Here is a 22,268-nt window from a genome sequence, read left to right on the forward strand (position 1 = left end):
GACGGACGTTGTCTTTACGGCCGCTGCTTTCGAGCATCATCGCCGCAAATCACAGAGCCACGTCTAACGGTCAATTGAACCGCTAACAAAAAACCTTCCGAGGTGATTTTCCTTCGGAAGGTTTTTTAATGCCGAAAATTTATGCGGCTACGCGCTTCGATAAGGAAAGGAGCGAGTCTGTTACCGCCAGCCAAGGACTCGAGACATCAAGCAGTTTACGATCGATTGCGCGGAGCGCCGGTTCCGCCTGTTTAATCCAAGACAGGGCTTCGTTGTAAGACACGGTAGACAGGAATTCCAGAATTGCGGGCAGGAAGTGCGGAACGTCTTTTTCGGAAAAGTCTTGTCCGTGCTCGTGGTAGAGATTTTCCAGCAGTTTAAGAGCTTCTGCCGATTCATGATTTTGCTGCGTCAGATCAAGCGTCTTGTAATCTTCCTCAAAAGAAGCCAGATAGATGTTCTGAAGGGCAGACATCGGAGCTGCCGACAAAGCCACGGTGAATGTTTTCAGATTTTCCTTCGTGTGGGGGTCTAAACGACGCGAGTTTTGCAAAATATGATCAATTTTGTTCAGCTCGTTTAATGTCTGATGCCTCGGGTAGACCAATAATCTCGCAAGCGCGCTAAGTTCTGTTGTCATCTGAAAACTCGATAATGGGAAAACACCCTGTGTCACATGCGAGCATGATAAAACAAAATCTAGGGAAAACAATTAAGTAGCAACCATTATTGCCCGTTTTGGCAAAGCTTCTGAAAGATTTGTGCCTCTCGGAGCCTCAACGGATGTGATAACCTCGCGCCATGCCGAAGGAAACAAAAGTTACTCAAAAATGCCGAGAGACGCTTAAATCGGTTTTCGGTCATGAAGATTACCGCGAAGGGCAGGAGGCGATTATCGAAGCGCTCCTGGAAGGAAGAGACGTGCTGGCCCTTCTGCCTACGGGCGCGGGAAAGAGTTTGTGTTTCCAGCTGCCGGCATTGGTTAAGAACGGCATGGCCGTCGTCTTTGAGCCGCTGATCTCTCTTATGAAGGACCAAGTGGATGCGCTGAAAAAGAAAAACGTGGCGGCCGCCTACTTAAGCTCAAACATGGAATGGGATGAAATTTCTTCCACGGTAGAGCTAATACGAGACGAGAAGATCAAGATTCTTTATGTCTCTCCGGAGCGCCTTTCCAATCCCTCTTTTTGCCGTCTTCTGGAGGACAGCTGCGTTTCTTTGTTTGCTTATGACGAAGCGCATTGCGTTTCGAGCTGGGGGCATGACTTTCGGCCTGAGTATCGGCTTCTAAGTGCATTAAAAGAACGTTTTCCTTCGGTTCCAAGAATTGCCCTTACAGCCACTGCCGACGCTATTAGTTCGCGAGATATCTGCGAAAAATTGCTCGTAGAACCTTATGTGCATGCCATGAGCCTGGAGAGAAAAAATCTCCGAATTACTGTGGTCCGCAGAAAGCGAGGCAATGAACAGCTGCTAGCCTTCATAAAAGAAAAGCACGCCGGAGAAAGCGGTATCGTTTACACGAGCTCCCGAGCTAAAGCGGAGACGATTTGCGCCTTTCTGGCAGCGGAAGGAATTAATTGCCTTTGCTATCACGCCGGACTGAGCCGGGAGCAACGAGAGCTGAGTCAGACCCGTTTCCTGCATGAAAAGGACGCGGTGATTGTGGCGACGATTGCTTTTGGCATGGGTATCGATAAGGCGGATGTCCGTTTCGTAGCGCATACTTCTCTGCCTAAAAGCATCGAGAATTACGTCCAGGAAATCGGAAGGGCCGGGCGAGACGGTCAAAAGGCAGAAGCATGGCTTTGTTTTAGCGGAGGCGATGCGTTCTTTCAGAAGAAACGCATTGCAGAAAGTGACGCCGAGGATTGGTATAAGAACATCTCCGAGGTGAAGCAGGACGTGATGCAGGGCTACGCCGAAAGCACGGAGTGTCGAAGAAATCTCCTTTTGGCTTACTTCGGAGAAGAAACAAAGGAGGCCTGCGGACAATGCGACAACTGTCTTGCCTCCGAGAAAAGCTGGGATGCCTCTACGGCCGTAAAAAAATTCCTCTCTACGGTGTGGCGGTCCTACGAGAAATCGAAGCTTTACCTGAATGCCGCACAAGTGATAGAGATTCTGCACGGTATCGAAACTCCGTTTATTTGGCAGCATGATTTTCAGGAACTTAGTACATGGAAAATCGGGACGGAGTTTTCAGAAAGCCAGCTGCGGGCGGTTTATCGGTACCTGCTTTTGAAAGAAGCTGTGGGCGTGGAATTCTCTTCTTACAACGGCCTCTTTTTAACGGATAAAAGCCGCCGCTTCCTGAGCTCGTTGGCTCCCGTTTTTCTTTCCGAACACGGATCTGGACAAAGAAAAAGCCGAAACTATTGATTTCGGCTTGAGCGTGTTAAGCGTTACGTCAGTTTAAGCACTTCACTTGTTTTCGTCTGTTTTGTTGACGGTCGGAACCGCGTTCGGAGACTTTTCAGAGACCGGTCGGTTTTCGGCCTTCGACGTTCCGGCGGTGCCAGAGCGCGGTTTTTGCTTACGGGAAGCCAAAATCTTATCGAAGAGCCAGTTCGGGATGAGGCGAAGAATTTTTGACAGAACGCCCATTTCCCATGGAATCGTGGCGTACTTTTTGCCGACCATGATTACCTTGACGGCTTCTTTGGCGAATGCTTCCGGCTCCATAATGAAAGGCATCTTGTAAGGATTATGGGCGGTTAAAGGCGTTTTAACGAATCCCGGAGAGATCGTTACGACTTTGACGCCGTATTTCTGCATTTCAACACGAAGGCTTTCGCAGTACGTGATCGCGGCGGATTTGCTGGCGCAATAAGCTTCGCTTCCCGGAAGACCGCGAATACCGGCGACACTGGCAATTCCGACCAGAGTTCCGCGTTTACGCTTGATCATCGGATCGATAAACGCATGGAAAGTAGATGCCATTGCGAATACGTTGGTATCAAAGACTTTGTCAAAGACGTCTAAGTCTTCTCGGTATTGTGTTTTTACACCGACGGAAATACCGGCACAGGCAACCGCAATATCGACTCCACCGCAGGCCTCATCGAACTTACGGGCTTCTTCGATTAAACGATCACGATCCGTAACGTCGCAGACGATCGCCGTATGCAGTTCAGGATTCGGAAGTTCTGCGATCAACTCTTTGAGCTTGTCTTCACGTCTGGCAACAAGACCAAGCGTGGCGCCGTTTGCTGCAAATTCTTTTGCTAGGGCTTGTCCGATGCCGCTTGATGCTCCAGTCAGGAAAATGTTCATTTGTTACTCCGCGGCCGGACATTCTGTGCCCGGCGGATAGATATTCTTAATGGAGATAATCATACACAGCTTATCGCGGGCGGCGAATACCGTCGTCTAAAGAAGCTGCAGAGAACAGAAAAAGGAGGCGAACCTCCTTTGGACCGAAGCCGATTATTTCTTCGCGGCTCGTTCTTTTTCGATCAGGTAATTCATTACCTGAATTGCACCTTCTCGAGTGCCGACCATGTGCGGGGCAGTGATGTACTTTCCGTTGACGGCGTTGGCGGGCGTACCGTCGATTTCATAGGCCTGCCAAGTTTTGAAAGCGCGGTCATTTTTGACTTTGGTCGAGAAAGAGTTGGCGTTCTTGAGGAACTCTTCTTTGTTCAGGCCGTTCTGTGCAAAGAAATCCGCGATGCTGTTGAGGTCGGGGAATTCTTTTCTTTCCTTGATGACGGCATTAAACAGCATCTCATGGTAGGGATGCAGTTTGTGCATTGCTTCCAAGGCGTAGTAAGTCTTAGTGAAGTGGAAGCTCTTTGGAGTCCAGGCAACAGGAATCTGACGGAAAACGACGTCATCCGGGAGCTTTTCGCTCCAAGGCAGGACATCTTTCTCATAGGTATAGCAGTGAGGGCAGGTGTAAGCGAAGAAAGTTAAGACTTCAATCTTCTTGGGCTCCTGAGTCTGCACCGGTGTTTTCAAAACCGTGTAGTCCTGCCCGGCGACCGGATTTTCGGCTGAAGCGTATCCGACGACCGGAAGTAAAAGACAAGCGGACAACAAAATTCTTCGAAGCATAAGTTTTGACCTACTAATACGAAAGAACCGGAGGGAGGATCTCCCTTCGGTTCGGTGAATAAAAAATTACTTAACGCGCCCGACAGTCGCCGTAATGGAGTTGGCCTGAAGCTTGGACTTGACGTCGTTGGCTTCCTGGGCGGTTCCGTACGGTCCGAGACGAACGCGATAAAGGGTTTTTGCCCCGTCGGTTCTGGGAATCACTCGAGCTTCAAACCCTAAGAATCCGAGCTCGGCTCTTCGGGCTTCAGCGTCGACCTGAGTGCTGAAGGCACCGGCCTGCACGACAAAGCGCGAACCCTGTTCAATCTGAAGTTTAGTTTCCTCGGCGGCCTGCTCACTTGTCGGCGGTTCTACCGTCACGACTCGGCTCTTAGGCGCGTTCACAGGGGCGCCGCCGCTGGCAGAAAGCGGTTTATTCGGATCAGGAATAGTGCCGCCGGCGATAGGATTGATTTTTTCGCTGGCTTGATTAACTTTATTTACGAATGGGATCGGAGCCTTAGTGATGTACAACGCTGCAGCTGCGCAGCAGCCGACACCGATGACTCCTCCTACGAGGAATCCGTAAAACCAGGTTCCAAATCCGCCGCCGGAATTTCTTGCCATGGAGCTTAAACCTTATTTAGTTGAGTCAGCCGGCTGATCGGCACGAGACAATCTTTCAGGAGCAGAGACGCCCAAGATTTCCAGTCCGTTGCGCAGAACCTGTCGGGTGGCGACCAGAAGGGCCAAGCGGGCGTTGCGCAGCTTTTCGTCATCGACCAGCACTCTTTCGGCATTGTAGAAAGAATGGAAATCAGCAGCCAGTTCCTTAAGGTACGTGACCAATGCCAAAGGAGACAGGTCCTCAGTACCGTTTGCCAAAGCCGTCGGGAAATCAGAAAGTTTGCTCATCAGTCTGAGTTCGGTCGGAGCAGTCAAAGAAGACAGGTCTTCAGAGGCCATTTCTTCGACAGAGGGGACCTCAATGCCTTTTTCCTGCGCCTGGGCAAAAACAGAGCAGATTCTGGCATGGGCGTACTGCAGATAGTAGACCGGGTTTTCGTCGGACTGGCTAAGGGCCAAATCCACATCAAAAACAAACTCAGCGTCGGCTCTGCGATTAACCATGAAGAGACGTGCAGCATCTTTTCCGACCCAGTTGACCAAGTCAGAGAGCGTGACGTAAGTGCCGCTGCGTTTGCTCATCTTGACGGGCTGTCCGTCTTTGACCACCTGAAGCATCTTGTGCAGCATGTACTCGGGGAAAGTCTTCGGAATGTTGAAGCCGAAGTCTCCTGAAGCGGCTTGAATGCCAGCGCGGACGCGAGCGACCGTGCCGTGGTGATCGGAGCCCTGGATATTTAAAGCTCGGTTGAAGCCGCGCTCAAATTTGGCTAAGTGATAAGCAACATCCGGAACGAAATACGTGTAAGAACCGTCGGCTTTGCGCATAACGCGGTCTTTATCGTCACCGTAATCCGTGCTCTTAAACCATAAGGCTCTGTCTTTCTCGTACGTTTTACCTGCGTTCCGAATGGCCTGAACTGCTTTGGCAACTCTGCCGTCAGAGTACAGGGAGCTTTCCAAGTAGTAGTTGTCGAAAGCTACACCAAGAGCCGTCAGGTCCTTGTGCTGCTCTTCTCTGAGATAAGCCACCGCGTAAGCGCGGATGTTCTCGAGGTCATCCGGATTGCCGCTGCTTTCTACTACCTTGCCGTCGAAAGTATGGATCGGTTCCTTGGCGAGAAAGTCCTGAGCGATGTCAAGAACATAAGCACCCTTGTAGCCGTCTTCAGGGAACTCGAACGGTTTGTTTTGGAGTTCGTAGCAGCGTGCCTGAACGCTGATGGCAAGGTTATGAATCTGGTTGCCGGCATCGTTGTAGTAAAACTCACGCGTGACCGCCCAGCCCTGACTCTTGAGCATACGAGAGAGGACATCGCCTAGTGCGCCCTGTCTTGCATGGCCCAAATGAAGAGGTCCGGTCGGGTTAGCCGAAACGTATTCCAGGAGAATGGACTCACCGGTGTGCGCATCGGAGCAGCCGTAGGCCGGACCCTCTTTCAAAATTTCTCGAACGACATCCTGCTTAAGAAAGGGTGCGAGTTTGAGATTGATGAATCCGGGGCCGGCAATCTCAATGGCAGAAAACATCTCGGAGTCGGCGGTTTCTTTTCGAAGCTCTTCGACCAGTTTTTCCGCAATGACTCTCGGAGGCTGCTTCATGGCTTTTGCACATTGGAGCGCCACTGTGCAGGCAATGTCACCGTGGCTCTGCTGTTTGGGGCGCTCGAGAACAATTTTGGTGCTCTCCGGAGCACCGACGGCCGCCAGAGCATTCTTGAAAAGCTCGGTGATTTTGGTTTTCTGTGAGGCAAGCATAAAAGACCTATTTCCTAATCAGAGCAGGATTATTCCGCCGTTTGTCTCTTGTCAAAGTGCAGGGAAGCAAAGGCAGAGTGGTTATGAATCGATTCAAAGTTTTCTGCCTCGACCGTGAAGGCAAGAATTGCCGGTTCGTCCTGGCATCTGATGGCGACGTCACGAACGAGGTCTTCGACAAACTTCGGATTTTCATAGGCGTGTTCCGTGACGTATTTCTCGTCGGAACGTTTCAGCAGACCCCAAACCTGGCAGGAGGCGCAGCTCTCAATCATTTCAATCTGCTTTTCAATGGGGAAGTTCGTTTCGAGTTCCGCAGTGATTGAAACGTGAGAGCGCTGGTTGTGTGCGCCGTACTTACTGATTTCCTTGCTGCAGGGGCAAAGGCTGGTGACCGGAGCAATGACTTCCTGAGTCACGGTAATCTTTCCGTCTGCACATTCGGCAGTCAGAACCACGTCGTAGTCCATTGTGCTCTGAAGATGGGAGACGGGAGCGGATTTTTCCATGAAGAAAGGGAAGGCCAAGCGGATATAGCCGCCGTCAGACTTCAGGGAAGCAAGCATTTCCTGCATGACTTCGACCATCATCTGGGGAGCGAAAGGCTTATTGATGCCGCCGAGCAGGGTCCAGAATCTGGACATGTGGGTACCCTTCTTGTCTGCGGGCAGGGAAACATACATTTCGACATCGGCCACAGTGTGCTGTGCGCCGCTCTGGCTTTTTACCAGAATAGGGGTTCGGATCCCTTTGACGCCGACGCGACGAATGGGAATATTTCTTCTGTCAGCCGAAGACTGGACATCAGGAAGAACCATTAATTTATTATCTGTCATTGAAATCCTCTGTAAAACCGAATAGTTCGGCCACAATACATAGTCTGTGGAGTATACCTCTAAATATAGCGGCTGCTTTTAGCGCTGTGAGCTGTCAAGTCGAGAAAAACCTAGTCTTTAAAGAGTTTTCGTTAGTCGGAATCAAACCTTTGACGGCGGTTTTCCAACCGGAAAAGAAGAGAATGGGAGGGGAGGAAGCCTACAAATTTTTACAACGTCTTTCAGTTTTGATGAGTTTTGCTTTGTAGCAAATCTAATTAGTAATATATTAGGGGCGTGGAGTAAGAATCCGCATAACCTCAAAGAGGTTGCCGCTAAGTTAATAAGAAGGGGAGAGTTCGTGCGTTATCCTATTTCCAAACTCATTTGGGCCGGCTTGATCATTGCGCTCATATTTTTGGGCGCTATGTTTATTCTTCCGGTTGTAGGTGCGGTACTTATCGGTGTGTTTGCACTTTCCTGCCTCATCTGGCTCAGCAGTAAAGTCTTCGGCTTTTTCCAGGGCGGAAGGACTTACACCGAGGACAACCCCGGCGACTATTACGACGCGTCGGCGAGGACGTCGATCGTTCCCAAGAAGTGGAATAAGACTCAGGCGGTTGACGCTGAAGTCATCGAAGTAGAAGAAATAAAAAAAGAGAAATAATCTAATGCCTGGCATACAACAACCGACAAAAACACCGATCTCCGAATCCAAGATCGCGGTATTTTGGCGTACTGCCTTATATCTGTTTTCTGCAGGAATGATGGGAAAGGCAGCGGCTGGCTTTTCTGACGGCTATGTTGCCGAAGCTGTCGGTGACCTCGGCCTGTCGCTCGTCTTTATCGGCATGTGCTTTAGAAGCACGGAACTGGCGATACTGGCTTACATTTCAGACCCGGCAAAAAGGGAAGCTGCTATCGAAAAGCTGAGACAGAAAGAACGTGCGAAACGCCCGTGGATCAGCCATTTAATGAATGCCGGCTGGATCTGTTTATTGGCCGGAGTCGCAGGCCAATTGTCAAATATCTTTTAATCATGTAGAATGCGCATTTCCTCCGGAGGGGTGCCCGAGTGGCTAAAGGGGGCAGACTGTAAATCTGTTGGCTTACGCCTACGATGGTTCGAATCCATCCCCCTCCACCAGAGGTTCTGACGTAAGTCTGAAGACGATTACCCAAGTTGGTGAAATCTGTCAAAACTTGTAAAAATTTTTGCCGTAGACTTGACAAACCAAAATAAACTTGCCAAAATCTGCGTTCTCCGAGAGTGGAGGGGTGCCCGAGTGGCTAAAGGGGGCAGACTGTAAATCTGTTGGCTTACGCCTACGATGGTTCGAATCCATCCCCCTCCACCATAAGATTTCCAACAAAAGCGTTCGGCTCGAACGCTTTCTGTTTGAGCGGGTGTAGCTCAATGGTAGAGCAGAAGCCTTCCAAGCTTACGACGAGGGTTCGATTCCCTTCACCCGCTCCAGTGCCGCCCATGTGGCTCAGTGGTAGAGCACTCCCTTGGTAAGGGAGAGGTCATGCGTTCGATCCGCATCATGGGCACCATTAAATTTTATTCATTTAAGCCTGTCCGTTGACAGGCACTCAGGAGCTAGACATGGCAAAAGAAAAGTACGAACGTACTAAGCCCCATGTAAACGTTGGCACAATCGGTCACGTTGACCATGGTAAGACAACCCTTACAGCCGCTATCACAACCGTTCTTTCCAAGAAGTTCGGCGGTGAAGCCAAAGCCTACGACCAGATCGACGCAGCTCCTGAAGAAAAAGCTCGCGGTATTACGATTAACACCGCTCACGTCGAATACGAAACCGAAAGCCGTCACTACGCACACGTTGACTGCCCGGGCCATGCTGACTACGTCAAGAACATGATTACCGGTGCTGCTCAGATGGACGGCGCTATTCTGGTTGTTGCCGCTTCCGACGGTCCTATGCCTCAGACCCGTGAGCACATCCTTCTTGCCCGTCAGGTCGGTGTTCCCTACATCATCGTTTACCTGAACAAGTGCGACCTCGTCAATGACGAAGAACTGCTTGAACTGGTTGAAATGGAAGTTCGCGAACTCCTGAGCAACTACGACTTCCCCGGCGACGATATTCCTATCATCAAGGGTTCTGCTCGTATGGCTCTCGACGGCGACAAAGGCCCGATGGGTGAAGAATCCATCCTGAAGCTTGCCGACACACTCGACAGCTACATCCCGACTCCGGAACGTGCTATCGACCAGCCGTTCCTCATGCCGGTTGAAGACGTGTTCTCCATCTCCGGCCGCGGTACCGTTGTTACCGGCCGTGTTGAACGCGGTATCGTCAAAGTCGGCGACGAACTCGAAATCGTCGGTATCCGTCCGACTCAGAAGACAACCTGCACGGGCGTCGAAATGTTCCGTAAGCTGCTTGATCAGGGTCAGGCCGGTGACAACATCGGTGTTCTGCTCCGCGGTACAAAGCGTGAAGACGTCGAACGCGGTCAGGTTCTTGCCAAACCCGGCACGATCACTCCGCACACCGAATTCCAGGCAGAAGTTTACGTTCTGACTAAGGAAGAAGGCGGCCGTCACACACCGTTCTTCAAAGGCTATCGTCCTCAGTTCTACTTCCGTACAACTGACGTTACCGGAACGATCGAACTGCCGGAAGGCGTTGAAATGGTTATGCCTGGCGACAACATCCGTATGGACGTTAAGCTGATTGCTCCGATTGCTATGGAAGAAGGCCTCCGCTTCGCTATTCGTGAAGGCGGCCACACAGTCGGTGCCGGCGTTGTTTCTAAGATCGTCGGCTAATAAAAGATTTTTAGGGGTATAGCTCAATTGGCAGAGCGACGGTCTCCAAAACCGTAGGTTGAGGGTTCGATTCCTTCTGCCCCTGCCACCAAAAACGAACCGCGGCCTTAGGGTCGCGGTTTGATTTCACGGAAACAGTAAATGAGTACGCAAAACGCAACACCGGCAACAGAATCAAAAGGCGGCGTCCTTTTGATGACGATTGCTATCCTTATTGCAGTAAGCGGAGTTTTTGCTTTTGCCTTACTGGCGGAACAACCTACCGGTATTCGCGTGGGTATTTTGATCGGCAGCTTAGTCGTCGGCGTTGTTTTAGGTTGGTTCAGCGCACCCGGCAAAGAATTTGCCAAGTACTGCAAGGCCTCCTACGAAGAACTGAGAAGAGTTGTTTGGCCGACCAGAAAGGAAACGATCAATACCACCGGTATTGTCTGTGCCTTCGTGGTCGTGATTGCCTTCTTCCTTTTCATCGTTGACAAACTCATCGAGTTTCTTCTTTACGATGTCCTTCTTTCTCTGATCTAAAGAGAGTTGAAAATGTCCGATATGAAATGGTACGTTGTGCACACTTATTCCGGAATGGAGAAGAGTGCCGAGTCTGCTCTGAGAGAGAGAATTGCTCGTGAGGGACTGCAGGATTGTTTCGAAGAGATTTTGGTTCCGACAGAGGACATCTCCGAGGTGAAAAACGGCAAAAAGCGTGTTTCCACCCGCCGTATGTACTCGGGCTACATCTTCGTCAAAATGATCATGAACGACGAGACTTGGCATCTCGTCAAAAATACGGCTAGAATTACGGGCTTCCTGGGCGGCAGTGCAAACAAGCCGTCTCCGCTGCCTGCTAAGGACATTGAAGCCATCAAGAGCAAAATGGAAGCCGGTTCCGAGGCTCCCAGACCTCGTGTCGAATTTGAAGTCGGCGGTTCTGTTCGCATAAAGAACGGTCCGTTTACAGACTTTAACGGAATAATCGAAGAAGTGAACTATGACAAGAACAGACTTCGTGTTATGGTATCGATCTTCGGCCGCGACACTCCCGTTGAACTGGCTTTCAACGAAGTCGAGAAGGCTTAAAGAATATCGGTTTTCTGCCTGAGAGTCCGAGCAGGAAACTTCTTATTTTTATGGACTCTTTACCTCGGGGAGCTTCATTGCCGAAGCGTCTACCCGTAAGGAAAATAAATGGCAAAGAAAATTGTAGGCTTTATTAAGCTTCAGGTTCCTGCCGGTAAGGCTAATCCCTCGCCACCTATCGGTCCGGCTCTGGGTCAGCGCGGCTTGAACATTATGGAATTCTGCAAGGCCTTCAACGCAAAAACACAAGGCGTTGAACCGGGTCTTCCTATCCCTGTCGTGATCACGGCTTACGCCGACAAGAGTTTCACCTTCGTGATGAAGACTCCTCCGGCCACCATCCTGATCAAGAAGGCTGCAAAGATTCAGAAGGGTTCTGCCCGTCCGCATACAGACAAAGTCGGCAAGATTACACGTGCTCAGGCTGAAGAGATCGCTAAGACCAAGATGCCTGACCTTACAGCTGCCGATATGGACGCCGCGGTTCGCACTATCGCCGGAAGCGCTCGTTCCATGGGTATCACCGTTGAAGGAGTGAAATAATGGCGAAGATCAGCAAACGCGAAAAAGAGAACAAGAGCAAAGTTGAAGCCCAGAAGTTCTACGCTTTGAATGAAGCTGTCGAACTCGTCAAAGCTCTTGCCAATGCCAAGTTCAACGAATCCGTTGATATCGCTGTTCAGCTCGGCATCGATCCTCGTAAGAGCGATCAGGCTGTCCGCGGTTCTGTCGTTATGCCTGCCGGTACAGGCAAGACAGTTCGTGTTGCAGTTTTCGCCCAGGGCGCTGCTGCAGAAGCTGCTAAAGAAGCCGGTGCCGATATCGTCGGTATGGAAGATTTAGCCCACGAAATCAAAGGCGGCAAGATGGATTTCGACGTTGTGATTGCTGAACCCGCAGCAATGCGTGTTGTCGGTCAGTTAGGTCAGATCCTCGGCCCGCGCGGCTTAATGCCGAACCCGAAAGTCGGTACTGTTACACCGAACGTTGCTCAGGCTGTTAAGAACGCTAAGGCCGGTCAGGTTCAGTTCCGTGCTGACAAAGCCGGTATCATTCACGCTCCTGTCGGTCGTGCTTCCTTCGAAGTTGAACAGCTTCTTACGAACATCAAGGCCCTCATTGAGCAGCTGAACAAGATCAAACCCGCTTCTACGAAGGGCGTTTATATTCGTAAAGTTGCGGTTAGTTCGACAATGGGCCCCGGTGTCAAGGTTGACGTTCAGACATTGAACTAATTTCGTTTCGGAGCAATCCGAAACCGGGCGCAAGCCCAAGTAAAGGACTTTGGGTTACAGCCTCTGGGCTGTAGCCGTCAAAGACCGCTGGCGAATGTGTCATTCTTAATATCCCGAAGCGGAAAACCAGCGTAGATGGCAACCGAAGAGAGAACAAGCGTTGTGTGTCCTGACGGACAGATTCCTTGGAACTCTCGGAGTGAGCCGGTTATTTTGAACCGGTGCTGTGAAAGCAGCACCTCTGAGTGGAGCAGACCATGGGTCTTAATAGACAAGAAAAGGCTGACATGATCAAAGAGATCAGCGAAATCATCGCTGGTACCGAAGGTCTTGTTATTGCCGAATACCGTGGGCTGACCGTAGATGCAGCCACCAAACTCCGTAAAGAAGCACGTGAGAATGGTGTTCAGTTGCGCGTTTTGAAAAACACCTTAGCACGCCGTGCCGTCAAAGACACTCCGTTCGAAGGCTTGTCCGATCAGTTTGTCGGACCCCTTCTTTACGGTTTTTCTGCTGACCCTGTGGCTCCTGCCAAGGTCATGGCTAACTTTGCCAAGACAAACCCGCAGCTCGTTATTAAGGCTGGTGCAATGCCCAACAACGTCCTTGACGTTGCCGGCGTTGAAAAACTTGCCACAATGCCGAGCCGCGATGAATTGCTGGCTAAGTTGATGGCCACGATGAACGAACCGGTTGCTAAGTTCGTTCGTACGCTCAACGAAGTTCCCGCACGTTTCGTCAGAACTCTTGCTGCAGTGCGCGATGCCAAAGAACAGGCTGCTGCCTGATTTTGTAAGTTTTAATTTTTAGTTACACAACGTATTGGAGTTACCAAAATGGCTTTGTCCAAAGAAGAAATCCTTGACGCAATTGCGTCCATGTCCGTTCTCGAAGTTTCCGAACTCATCAAAATGATGGAAGAAAAATTCGGTGTTTCCGCTGCTGCAGCTGCTGTTGCTGTTGCTGCCCCTGCCGGTGGCGCTGCTGCTCCTGCTGAAGAAAAATCCGAATTCGACGTCGTTCTGAAAGAAATCGGCGCTAACAAGGTTCAGGTTATTAAGGCTGTCCGTGAACTGACCGGACTCGGCCTGAAGGAAGCCAAAGACCTCGTCGACGGCGCTCCTAAGACTGTTAAGGAAGGCCTTGCCAAGGCTGACGCTGAAGAAGCCCAGAAGAAACTGGAAGCCGCTGGCGCCAAGGTTGAACTGAAGTAATTTTTCAGTTATACTGCAAGGCTCCAAATTTGGAGCCTTGTTTTTTTTCCTATCGGAAAACTTTGAGTGGGTCATTCAGTATGATCCAGCCAAAGTCTTCTGCAGGAGCATAATTTAGACAATTTGAGTTTTGCCGCGCATTGGGCCCTGGTGAGGGCTCGGCGTGGCTATTCGTGTCTGTTATTGCTTTTGGGGAATTTTCTTTTTTTCTCTTTCGAACGGAGCGTTCATGTCGTACTCGTTCACTGAAAAGAAGCGTATTCGGAAAAGCTTTGCCAAGCGTCCGAGCGTACTTGAAGTGCCTTCCTTACTGGAAACGCAGTTGCATTCCTACCACGAATTTTTGCAGGCAGATGTTCCCGCTGCAGAGCGCCGTGATGAAGGTTTGCAGGGTGCATTTAAATCCATCTTCCCTATCGTCAGCCACAACGGTTTAGCCAGGCTTGAATTTCAGGAATATATTTTAGACGATCCTGTCTTTGATGTCTCTGAATGTCAGCTTCGCGGACTGAATTATTGCTCTCGCCTCAGAGCAAAAGTCCGTCTTGTTATTTTCGACAGGGACCAACCCAAGCAGTCTACTGTAAAAGAGATCCGCGAGTCAGAAGTTTACATGGGTGAAATCCCTTTGATGACGAAAAAAGGATCTTTCATCATCAACGGTACCGAGCGCGTTATTGTATCTCAGCTTCATCGTTCTCCGGGCGTATTTTTTGAGCACGATCGCGGCAAGACACACAGCTCCGGAAAACTGCTGTTCAGCGCCCGTATTATTCCGTACCGCGGCTCTTGGCTCGACTTTGAATTCGATGCGAAAGACATTCTTCACTTCCGTATCGACCGTCGCCGCAAGATGCCCGGAACCATCATGCTCAAAGCATTGGGCATGACACCGGAAAGCATTCTGAAGCAGTTCTACGAATTCGATCACTACACACTGACCCAGGACGGCGCCACGCTCGAGATCATTCCGTCTCGTCTCCGCGGTGAAATTGCCGCTTTTGATATTAAAGATCCGGAAGGCAAAGTTATTGTTGCCAAGGATAAGCGTATCAATGCCCGTCACGTTCGTGAAATCGAAAAGCTCGGCATTACCGAACTTCCGGTTCCGCTTGACAACCTCATCGGTAAGGTCATCGCTACGAATCTGTATGACGAAGATTCCGGTGAAGTCGTGGCCAACGCCAACGATGAAATTACTCCGGAACTTCTTGAGAAGATCCGCGAGCACGGCATCGATTCTTTCGATACGCTGTACATCAACGAACTGAACCGCGGTCCGTACATTTCCGACACTCTGAGACTGGACGAAACTCCTGATCAGCTGTCCGCACGTATTGCGATCTACCGCATGATGCGTCCGGGCGAACCGCCTACAGAAGAAGCTGTTGAGACATTGTTCCGTCGTCTGTTCTTCGATCCCGAAACATACGATCTGTCCCGCGTCGGCCGCATGAAGATTAATTCCCGCTTCAACCGCGGTACCGAAACCGGTCCGATGACGCTTGAACCGGAAGACATCATCGATACGATGAAGGCTATCGTTCAGCTTCGCAACGGCGAGGGCCAGGTTGACGATATTGACCACTTGGGCAATCGTCGCGTCCGCTGTGTCGGTGAATTGACAGAAAACCAGTTCCGTTCCGGTCTTGTTCGTGTCGAGCGTGCCGTTCGTGAACGTTTGGGACAGGCCGAATCCGACAATCTGATGCCGCATGACCTGATCAACAGCAAACCGATCAGCGCAGCTATTCGCGACTTCTTCGGTTCTTCTCAGCTGAGCCAGTTCATGGATCAGACCAACCCGCTGTCTGAAATCACGCACAAGCGCCGTATTTCCGCATTGGGCCCGGGCGGCTTGACTCGTGAGCGCGCAGGCTTCGAAGTTCGAGACGTGCATCCGACTCACTACGGTCGTGTCTGCCCGATTGAAACGCCTGAAGGTCCGAACATCGGTTTGATTAACTCTCTGGCTCTTTATGCGCGTCTGAACGACTACGGTTTCCTTGAGACACCGTACAGAAAAGTGATCGACGGTCACGTAACCAACGAAATCGCCTACCTCTCTGCAATCGATGAAGGCAACTACATTATTGCTCAGGCTAACGCTTCCATCGATGACAAGGGCAACCTGAGCGACGAGCTCGTCAGCTGCCGTGATAAAGGCGAATTCGTCCTGATGCGTCCCGAACGCGTTCAGTACATGGACGTGGCTCCGGCACAGATCGTTTCCGTTGCTGCTTCCCTGATTCCGTTCCTGGAACACGATGACGCGAACCGTGCTTTGATGGGTTCCAACATGCAGCGTCAGGGCGTTCCCTGTCTCCGTCCGGAAAAACCTGTTGTCGGTACGGGCATCGAAAGAACGGTTGCGGTTGACTCCGGTACGACTGTTCAGGCAGAGCGCGGCGGTGTTGTTGACTACGTCGACGCCAACCGTATCGTTGTTCGTGTAAATGACGAAGAAAACGTCCCCGGCAGAGTTGGTGTGGACATTTACAACCTTCAGAAATTTACACGTTCCAACCAGGGTACGAATATCAACCAGCGTCCTATCGTCAACCCCGGCGACCATATCGCCAAGGGCGACGTGATTGCTGACGGTGCTTCGACCGATCTCGGCGAACTGGCATTAGGTCAGAATATGATCGTTGCCTTCATGCCGTGGAACGGATACAACTACGAAGACTCTGTGATGGTGAGCGAAAAAGTGGTTGCTGATGACCGTTATTCTTCCATCCACATTGAAGAGCTTTCTGTTCAGGCCCGTGATACCAAACTCGGCAGCGAAGAAATTACGCGCGATATTTCGAATCTGAGCGAAAACCAGATCAACCGTCTCGACGAATCCGGCATCGTTTACATCGGTGCTGAAGTCAAGGCCGGTGACGTTCTGGTCGGTAAAGTGACTCCGAAGGGAGAAACTACACTGACTCCGGAAGAGAAACTGCTTCGCGCTATCTTCGGTGAAAAAGCCAGCGACGTTAAGGATACTTCTCTGCGCGTCCCGAGCGGCATGGTCGGTACCGTTATCGACGTTCAGGTCTTCACACGTGAAGGCATCGAACGCGACAAACGCGCCCAGTCCATCATTGACGATGAACTGAAGCGTTACCGCACCAACCTGAATGACCAGTTGAGAATTGTTGAGCGCGATGCTTTCGAACGTCTGGCTCGTCAGCTGATCGGCAATGTTGCTCAGGGCGGTCCTGACGGCTTAGGCAAGGGCAAGAAAGTCACTAAGGAATACCTCGACGGCCTCAATGTTCACAAGTGGTTTGACATCCGTATGGCTGACGAAGAGCTGCAGAAGCAGATCGAAGAAGTCCGCATTTCCTTGGAAGCCAAACGTAAAGAGTTCGACGAAGCTTGGAACGAAAAACGCAAGAAACTGACTCAGGGCGACGAACTGCCGACAGGCGTTCAGAAGATGGTCAAGGTTTATCTGGCCGTTAAGCGTCGTCTGCAGCCCGGTGACAAGATGGCCGGTCGTCACGGCAACAAGGGTGTGGTTTCCCGCATCACTCGTGTCGAAGATATGCCTTTCATGGCCGACGGCAGACCTGTTGACATCGTTCTGAACCCGCTGGGCGTGCCTTCCCGAATGAACATCGGTCAGGTTCTTGAAGTTCACTTGGGCTGGGCTGCTTTCGGTTTAGGCTGGAGAATTGCTGAAATGCTCAAGCACGAGCGTAGCAAGCAGGTCGCAGAGATCCGTGAGTTCTTGAACACGATTTACAACAAGAGCAGCGGTAAGAAGGAAGACTTTGATTCTCTGACCGATGACGAAATCATCGATCTGGCCAAACACCTGAAGAAGGGTGTTCCGTTCGCAACCCCCGTGTTCGACGGCGCAAGCGAAAGCGACATCCGTGAGATGCTCAATCTTGCCTTCCCGGAAGAAACCGCGAAGAAACTGCACCTGACTCCTTCCAAGACTCAGGCCCAGCTCTTTGACGGACGCACCGGCGACGCATTTGACCGTCCTGTTACCGTCGGCGTGATGCACTATCTGAAACTGCACCACTTGGTCGACGACAAGATGCATGCTCGTTCTACCGGTCCGTACTCTCTGGTTACACAGCAGCCTCTCGGCGGTAAAGCTCAGTTCGGCGGTCAGCGTTTCGGTGAAATGGAAGTCTGGGCGCTTGAAGCTTACGGTGCCAGCTATGTCCTGCAGGAAATGCTTACTGTTAAGTCTGACGACGTGACGGGACGTACAAAGCTCTACGAAAACATTGTCAAGGGCGATCACGTGATCGACGCCGGAATGCCGGAATCCTTCAACGTTCTCGTTAAGGAAATCCGCTCTCTGGGCATTGACATTGATTTAGACCGTGATAAGGAATCTTCTAAAAAATGATGAAAGCTTTTAACTCTCTCTTTAAGACAAATAAAGAGAATGAGCCGTTTGACGCGATCAAGATCGGCATTGCTTCCCCGGAAAAGATTCGTTCTTGGTCTTACGGTGAAGTAAAGAAGCCTGAGACAATTAACTACCGTACGTTCAAACCCGAACGCGACGGCCTGTTCTGCGCAAAGATTTTCGGACCGATTAAGGACTACGAATGTCTTTGCGGCAAATACAAGCGCCTGAAACATCAGGGTATCGTCTGCGAGAAGTGCGGCGTTGAAGTCACACTTTCCAAAGTCCGCCGCGAACGCATGGGCCACATTGAACTGGCGAGCCCTGTTGCGCACATTTGGTTCTTGAAGAGCCTTCCGTCCCGCATGGGTATGGTTCTCGATATCCCTCTGCGTGATATCGAACGCGTCTTGTATTTCGAAGCCTATATCGTTGTTGATCCCGGCATGACCGAGCTGCGCAGAGGCCAGCTCATGACCGAAGACGACTACATGGCCAAGACCGAAGAATACGGTGACGAATTCAAGGCCATGATGGGTGCTGAAGCCATTAAAGAGCTTCTGGCTACTATCAACATTGACGAAGAAGTCGAGGATCTCCGCAGAGAGCTTTCCGAAACTACCAGCGAAGCTAAGGTCAAGAAGATTGCCAAGCGTCTGAAAGTTCTCGAAGGCTTCCAGCGCTCCGGCATTAAGCCTGAGTGGATGGTTATGGATGTTCTTCCGGTTCTTCCGCCGGATCTTCGTCCGCTGGTGCCGCTCGACGGCGGCCGTTTCGCCACAAGCGATCTGAACGACCTCTATCGCCGCGTGATCAACCGTAACAACCGTCTGAAACGACTTCTTGAGCTTAAAGCTCCGGACATCATCGTCCGCAACGAAAAGCGTATGCTGCAGGAAGCCGTTGACTCTCTGCTGGACAACGGCCGCCGCGGCAAAGCCATGACCGGTCCTTCCAAGCGTCCGCTGAAGTCTTTGGCAGACATGATCAAAGGTAAGGGCGGCCGCTTCCGTCAGAACCTGTTGGGTAAACGTGTTGACTACTCTGGCCGTTCCGTTATTACCGTCGGTCCGTACCTGAAACTGCATCAGTGCGGTCTGCCGAAACTGATGGCTCTTGAGCTCTTCAAACCGTTTATCTTCAACAAGCTTGAACTGCGCGGTCTGGCTCCGACAATCAAGGCTGCCAAGAAGATGGTTGAGAATCAGGATCCGGTCGTTTGGGACATCCTTGAAGAAGTCATTTACGAACATCCTGTGATGCTGAACCGTGCGCCTACGCTGCACCGTCTCGGTATTCAGGCGTTCGAACCGCTTCTGATTGAAGGCAAAGCCATTCAGCTGCATCCGTTGGTCTGCGCAGCATTCAACGCTGACTTCGACGGCGACCAGATGGCTGTTCACGTACCTCTTTCCTTAGAGGCACAGCTTGAAGCCCGTTCTCTGATGCTGGCTTCCAACAACGTGCTGTTCCCTGCCAACGGCGATCCTTCGATCGTTCCGTCTCAGGACATCGTGTTGGGCTTGTACTATTCGACTCGTTCCCGTATCAACGGAAAGGGCGAAGGCATGTTCTTTGCCGATATCGGCGAAGTTGAACGCGCTTTGGCCAACAAGGTTGTCGAGCTCCAGACACGCTGCACCGTTCGCGTTAAAGAATTTGACGTCAACAAGGAAACCGGTGAAAAGACACCGAAGCTGGTTCGTTACGAAACCACCGTCGGCCGTGCGCTTCTTTCCGAAATTCTTCCTCCGGGCCTGCCGTTCTCCGTTTTGAACAAGACCCTCAAGAAGAAAGAGATCGCCAAGCTGATTAACATGGCTTTCCGCCGTTGTGGTCTGCGTGAAACCGTGATCTTCGCCGACAAACTGATGCAGCGCGGCTACCACCTCGCTACCATCGGCGGTCTGTCGATTGCTATCGACGACATGATCGTTCCAGAACAGAAGAACGAGATCGTTCACGAAGCCGAACAGGAAGTCAAAGAGATCGATGCTCAGTACACTTCCGGTTTGGTGACTGCCGGCGAACGCTATAACAAGGTGGTTGATATTTGGGGCCGTACGACAGAAAAAGTCGGTAAGGTGATGATGGATGAAATCTCCAACGAACCTGTTATCGACCGTCACGGCAACAAGACAACTCAGGAATCCTTCAACTCCATCTACATGATGGCGGACTCCGGTGCCCGTGGTTCTGCAACTCAGATCCGTCAGCTGGCCGGTATGCGTGGTTTGATGGCTAAGCCGGACGGCTCCATTATTGAGACTCCGATTACCGCGAACTTCCGTGAAGGTCTGAACGTTCTGCAGTACTTCGTGTCTACCCACGGTGCTCGTAAGGGTCTGGCTGATACGGCTTTGAAGACGGCTAATTCCGGTTATCTGACACGTCGTTTGGTTGACGTGACCCAGGACTTGGTTGTTACAGAAGACGACTGCGGAACCCATCAGGGCGTTCTGATGAAAGCCTTGGTTGAAGGCGGTGAAGTGACCGAAAGTCTGGCTGACCGTATTCTGGGCCGCGTGACGGCTGATCCGGTTATCAACCCGGATACCCAGGAAGAAATCTTTCCGGCCGGTCATCTGCTCGAAGAAGACGACGTCGAACTCATCACGAAGCTCGGCATTGACGAAGTCAAGATCCGTACTCCGCTTACCTGCGAAACACGCTACGGTCTTTGCGCCAAGTGCTACGGCCGCGATCTCGGCCGCGGCAAGCTCGTTAACGCCGGTGAGGCTGTCGGTGTTATCGCCGCCCAGTCCATTGGTGAACCGGGTACTCAGCTGACCATGCGTACGTTCCACATCGGTGGTGCTGCTAGCCGTACAGCTGTTGCCAGCAACGTCGTTACGAAGTCTGCCGGCACGATTCGCTTCACAAGCTCTATGCGCTATGTGACCGGTGAGAAGGGCAACAAGGTTGTGATTTCCCGCTCCGGCGAAATCGTGATCGAAGGTCCGAACGGCCGCGAGAGAGAACGTCATAAGATTCCTTACGGCGCCAACCTCCTTGCATCCGATGGTCAGCAGGTTGAAATCGGAACCGAACTTGCCAACTGGGATCCGATGACTCGTCCGATCGTTACCGAATACGCAGGTAAAGTTCGCTTTGCCAACGTTATCGACAACGTCACGGTTAAGAGCCAGGTGGACGAAGTTACCGGCTTGAGCTCTTTGGTCGTTATCGACGCTAAGCACTCTTCTTCCAGCAAGATCGGCAAGCCACTGATTCAGTTCCTCGATGCCAACAACGAGCCCGTTAAGATTCCGGGCACCGAGCATCCTGTGAGCATTCAGCTGCCGGTCGGCGCTCTCATCATCGTTCATGACGGTGACGAAGCCAAGGTCGGTGACGTGCTTGCCAGAATTCCGACGGAAAGCCAGAAGACTCGAGACATTACCGGCGGTCTGCCGCGTGTTGCCGAGCTCTTCGAAGCCCGCTCTCCGAAGGACGCAGGTATTCTTGCCGAGGCAAGCGGTACCGTTACCTTCGGTAAGGAAACCAAGGGCAAACAGCGTCTGATCATTACTGACACCCAGGGTCAGGATCATGAATTTCTTATTCCTAAGGATAAGGACATTCTGGTTCACGACGGTCAGGTGGTTCACCAGGGCGAAGTCATTGTTGACGGTCCTGCCGATCCGCATGACATCCTGAGACTTCAGGGTATCGAAGCTCTGGCTCGCTACATTGTTGACGAAGTCCAGGCTGTGTACCGTCTGCAGGGTGTGAAGATCAGCGACAAACATATTGAAGTGATTGTTCGCCAGATGCTTCGCCGCGTTGTCATTACCGATCCGGGCGACACCAAGTTCATCACCGGTGAACAGGTCGAACGCAGTGAAATGCTCGATGAGAACGAAAAAGCTCTTGCCGAGAACAAGCGTCCCGCCACTTACGACAATCTGCTTCTTGGTATTACCAAGGCCAGCTTGTCTACGGACTCCTTCATCTCTGCCGCTTCCTTCCAGGAAACGACCCGAGTGCTTACCGAAGCAGCCATCATGGGCAAACGTGATGAACTGCGCGGCCTGAAGGAAAACGTGATTGTCGGCCGCTTGATTCCTGCTGGTACCGGTTTGGCCTATCACAGAGCCAGACACGACCGCGATGCTTTCAAGTACGACAATGAGATCGAAACTTCCGAAGCTTATGTCGGAAACGAGAACATCGTGAGCGATGTTCCTGCGATTCCCGAAGCAGAAGTGACCGGTGAGAGCAAAAGCTATCACAACTAATTAGGTTTTAACTCCTCCAAAAAAGCGGCTGAAAGGCCGCTTTTTTGGTTTTTGAAAAACGCTGAATACAATTGCTAACCTATTCAGCCAAATAGAA

18 protein-coding genes and 5 tRNA genes are annotated in these 22,268 nt (G+C 51.3%); 17 read left to right on the forward strand and 6 right to left on the reverse strand.

Features of this window, described 5'->3' with window-relative positions:
- Positions 1-139: 139 nt before the first annotated feature.
- A complete protein-coding gene (locus ACZND6_RS06290; RefSeq protein ID WP_008865138.1) occupies positions 140-640 on the reverse strand; it encodes a nitrate reductase in 501 nt (166 codons plus the stop codon).
- A gap of 161 nt (positions 641-801) precedes the next feature.
- On the opposite strand from ACZND6_RS06290, the gene ACZND6_RS06295 reads away from it, so the two are divergent.
- Positions 802-2,382, forward strand: a complete 1,581-nt coding sequence (locus ACZND6_RS06295) for a RecQ family ATP-dependent DNA helicase (protein WP_278851320.1) — start codon at positions 802-804, stop codon at positions 2,380-2,382.
- 42 nt (positions 2,383-2,424) lie between these two features.
- Here ACZND6_RS06295 and ACZND6_RS06300 read toward each other — a convergent pair whose 3' ends face one another.
- The 5 genes from ACZND6_RS06300 to folE2 all read right to left on the reverse strand — a co-directional run bounded on the left by ACZND6_RS06300 (position 2,425) and on the right by folE2 (position 7,262).
- Positions 2,425-3,276 carry an SDR family oxidoreductase gene (locus ACZND6_RS06300; RefSeq protein ID WP_008810396.1) on the reverse strand — a complete coding sequence of 284 codons (852 nt, stop codon included), beginning with the start codon at positions 3,274-3,276 and terminating at the stop codon, positions 2,425-2,427.
- Between the two features lie 153 nt (positions 3,277-3,429).
- Positions 3,430-4,059 (reverse strand): thiol:disulfide interchange protein DsbA/DsbL, encoded by a 630-nt coding sequence (locus ACZND6_RS06305; protein ID WP_008810397.1) that lies wholly within the window; start codon positions 4,057-4,059, stop codon positions 3,430-3,432.
- A gap of 66 nt (positions 4,060-4,125) precedes the next feature.
- On the reverse strand, positions 4,126-4,668 hold the full coding sequence (locus ACZND6_RS06310; protein ID WP_008810398.1) for an SPOR domain-containing protein: 543 nt from the start codon (positions 4,666-4,668) through the stop codon (positions 4,126-4,128).
- Positions 4,669-4,680: 12 nt separating this feature from the next.
- A complete protein-coding gene (gene argS, locus ACZND6_RS06315) occupies positions 4,681-6,426 on the reverse strand; it encodes an arginine--tRNA ligase (RefSeq protein ID WP_489524480.1) in 1,746 nt (581 codons plus the stop codon).
- 29 nt (positions 6,427-6,455) lie between these two features.
- Positions 6,456-7,262 (reverse strand): GTP cyclohydrolase FolE2, encoded by an 807-nt coding sequence (folE2, locus tag ACZND6_RS06320; RefSeq protein WP_008865134.1) that lies wholly within the window; start codon positions 7,260-7,262, stop codon positions 6,456-6,458.
- 340 nt (positions 7,263-7,602) lie between these two features.
- On the opposite strand from folE2, the gene ACZND6_RS06325 reads away from it, so the two are divergent.
- The 16 genes from ACZND6_RS06325 to rpoC all read left to right on the forward strand — a co-directional run bounded on the left by ACZND6_RS06325 (position 7,603) and on the right by rpoC (position 22,171).
- A complete protein-coding gene (locus ACZND6_RS06325) occupies positions 7,603-7,908 on the forward strand; it encodes a hypothetical protein (protein ID WP_008810401.1) in 306 nt (101 codons plus the stop codon).
- Positions 7,909-7,912: 4 nt separating this feature from the next.
- Positions 7,913-8,278, forward strand: coding sequence for a hypothetical protein (locus ACZND6_RS06330; protein ID WP_008810402.1), 366 nt, complete (start codon positions 7,913-7,915; stop codon positions 8,276-8,278).
- Positions 8,279-8,302: 24 nt separating this feature from the next.
- A tRNA-Tyr gene (locus ACZND6_RS06335) sits at positions 8,303-8,388 on the forward strand.
- Positions 8,389-8,513: 125 nt separating this feature from the next.
- Positions 8,514-8,599 (forward strand) — tRNA-Tyr (locus ACZND6_RS06340).
- A gap of 45 nt (positions 8,600-8,644) precedes the next feature.
- A tRNA-Gly gene (locus tag ACZND6_RS06345) sits at positions 8,645-8,718 on the forward strand.
- A 5-nt stretch (positions 8,719-8,723) separates the two neighbouring features.
- Positions 8,724-8,798, forward strand: a tRNA-Thr gene (locus ACZND6_RS06350).
- Between the two features lie 52 nt (positions 8,799-8,850).
- Positions 8,851-10,041 carry an elongation factor Tu gene (gene tuf, locus ACZND6_RS06355; RefSeq protein WP_008864676.1) on the forward strand — a complete coding sequence of 397 codons (1,191 nt, stop codon included), beginning with the start codon at positions 8,851-8,853 and terminating at the stop codon, positions 10,039-10,041.
- A 12-nt stretch (positions 10,042-10,053) separates the two neighbouring features.
- Positions 10,054-10,129: transfer RNA gene (locus tag ACZND6_RS06360), tRNA-Trp, on the forward strand.
- A gap of 53 nt (positions 10,130-10,182) precedes the next feature.
- Positions 10,183-10,566: a preprotein translocase subunit SecE gene (gene secE / locus ACZND6_RS06365; protein ID WP_008810405.1), complete on the forward strand. Its 384-nt coding sequence runs from the start codon at positions 10,183-10,185 to the stop codon at positions 10,564-10,566.
- A 12-nt stretch (positions 10,567-10,578) separates the two neighbouring features.
- Positions 10,579-11,115, forward strand: a complete 537-nt coding sequence (gene nusG / locus ACZND6_RS06370) for a transcription termination/antitermination protein NusG (RefSeq protein ID WP_008810406.1) — start codon at positions 10,579-10,581, stop codon at positions 11,113-11,115.
- Between the two features lie 108 nt (positions 11,116-11,223).
- A complete protein-coding gene (gene rplK / locus ACZND6_RS06375) occupies positions 11,224-11,658 on the forward strand; it encodes a 50S ribosomal protein L11 (protein WP_008810407.1) in 435 nt (144 codons plus the stop codon).
- A complete protein-coding gene (gene rplA, locus ACZND6_RS06380) occupies positions 11,658-12,350 on the forward strand; it encodes a 50S ribosomal protein L1 (protein WP_008810408.1) in 693 nt (230 codons plus the stop codon). The genes rplK and rplA overlap by 1 nt, the downstream gene beginning before the upstream one ends.
- A gap of 257 nt (positions 12,351-12,607) precedes the next feature.
- On the forward strand, positions 12,608-13,138 hold the full coding sequence (rplJ, locus tag ACZND6_RS06385; RefSeq protein ID WP_008810409.1) for a 50S ribosomal protein L10: 531 nt from the start codon (positions 12,608-12,610) through the stop codon (positions 13,136-13,138).
- A 48-nt stretch (positions 13,139-13,186) separates the two neighbouring features.
- Positions 13,187-13,564, forward strand: coding sequence for a 50S ribosomal protein L7/L12 (rplL, locus tag ACZND6_RS06390; RefSeq protein WP_008810410.1), 378 nt, complete (start codon positions 13,187-13,189; stop codon positions 13,562-13,564).
- 229 nt (positions 13,565-13,793) lie between these two features.
- The gene (gene rpoB / locus ACZND6_RS06395; protein WP_008810411.1) at positions 13,794-17,927 is read left to right on the forward strand and encodes a DNA-directed RNA polymerase subunit beta; all 4,134 of its coding nucleotides are present in this window, start codon (positions 13,794-13,796) and stop codon (positions 17,925-17,927) included.
- Positions 17,927-22,171, forward strand: a complete 4,245-nt coding sequence (rpoC, locus tag ACZND6_RS06400; RefSeq protein WP_083769652.1) for a DNA-directed RNA polymerase subunit beta' — start codon at positions 17,927-17,929, stop codon at positions 22,169-22,171. Before rpoB ends, rpoC begins: the two co-directional genes overlap by 1 nt.
- Positions 22,172-22,268: the final 97 nt, after the last annotated feature.

The sequence above is a fragment of the Parasutterella sp. genome, assembly GCF_057870745.1.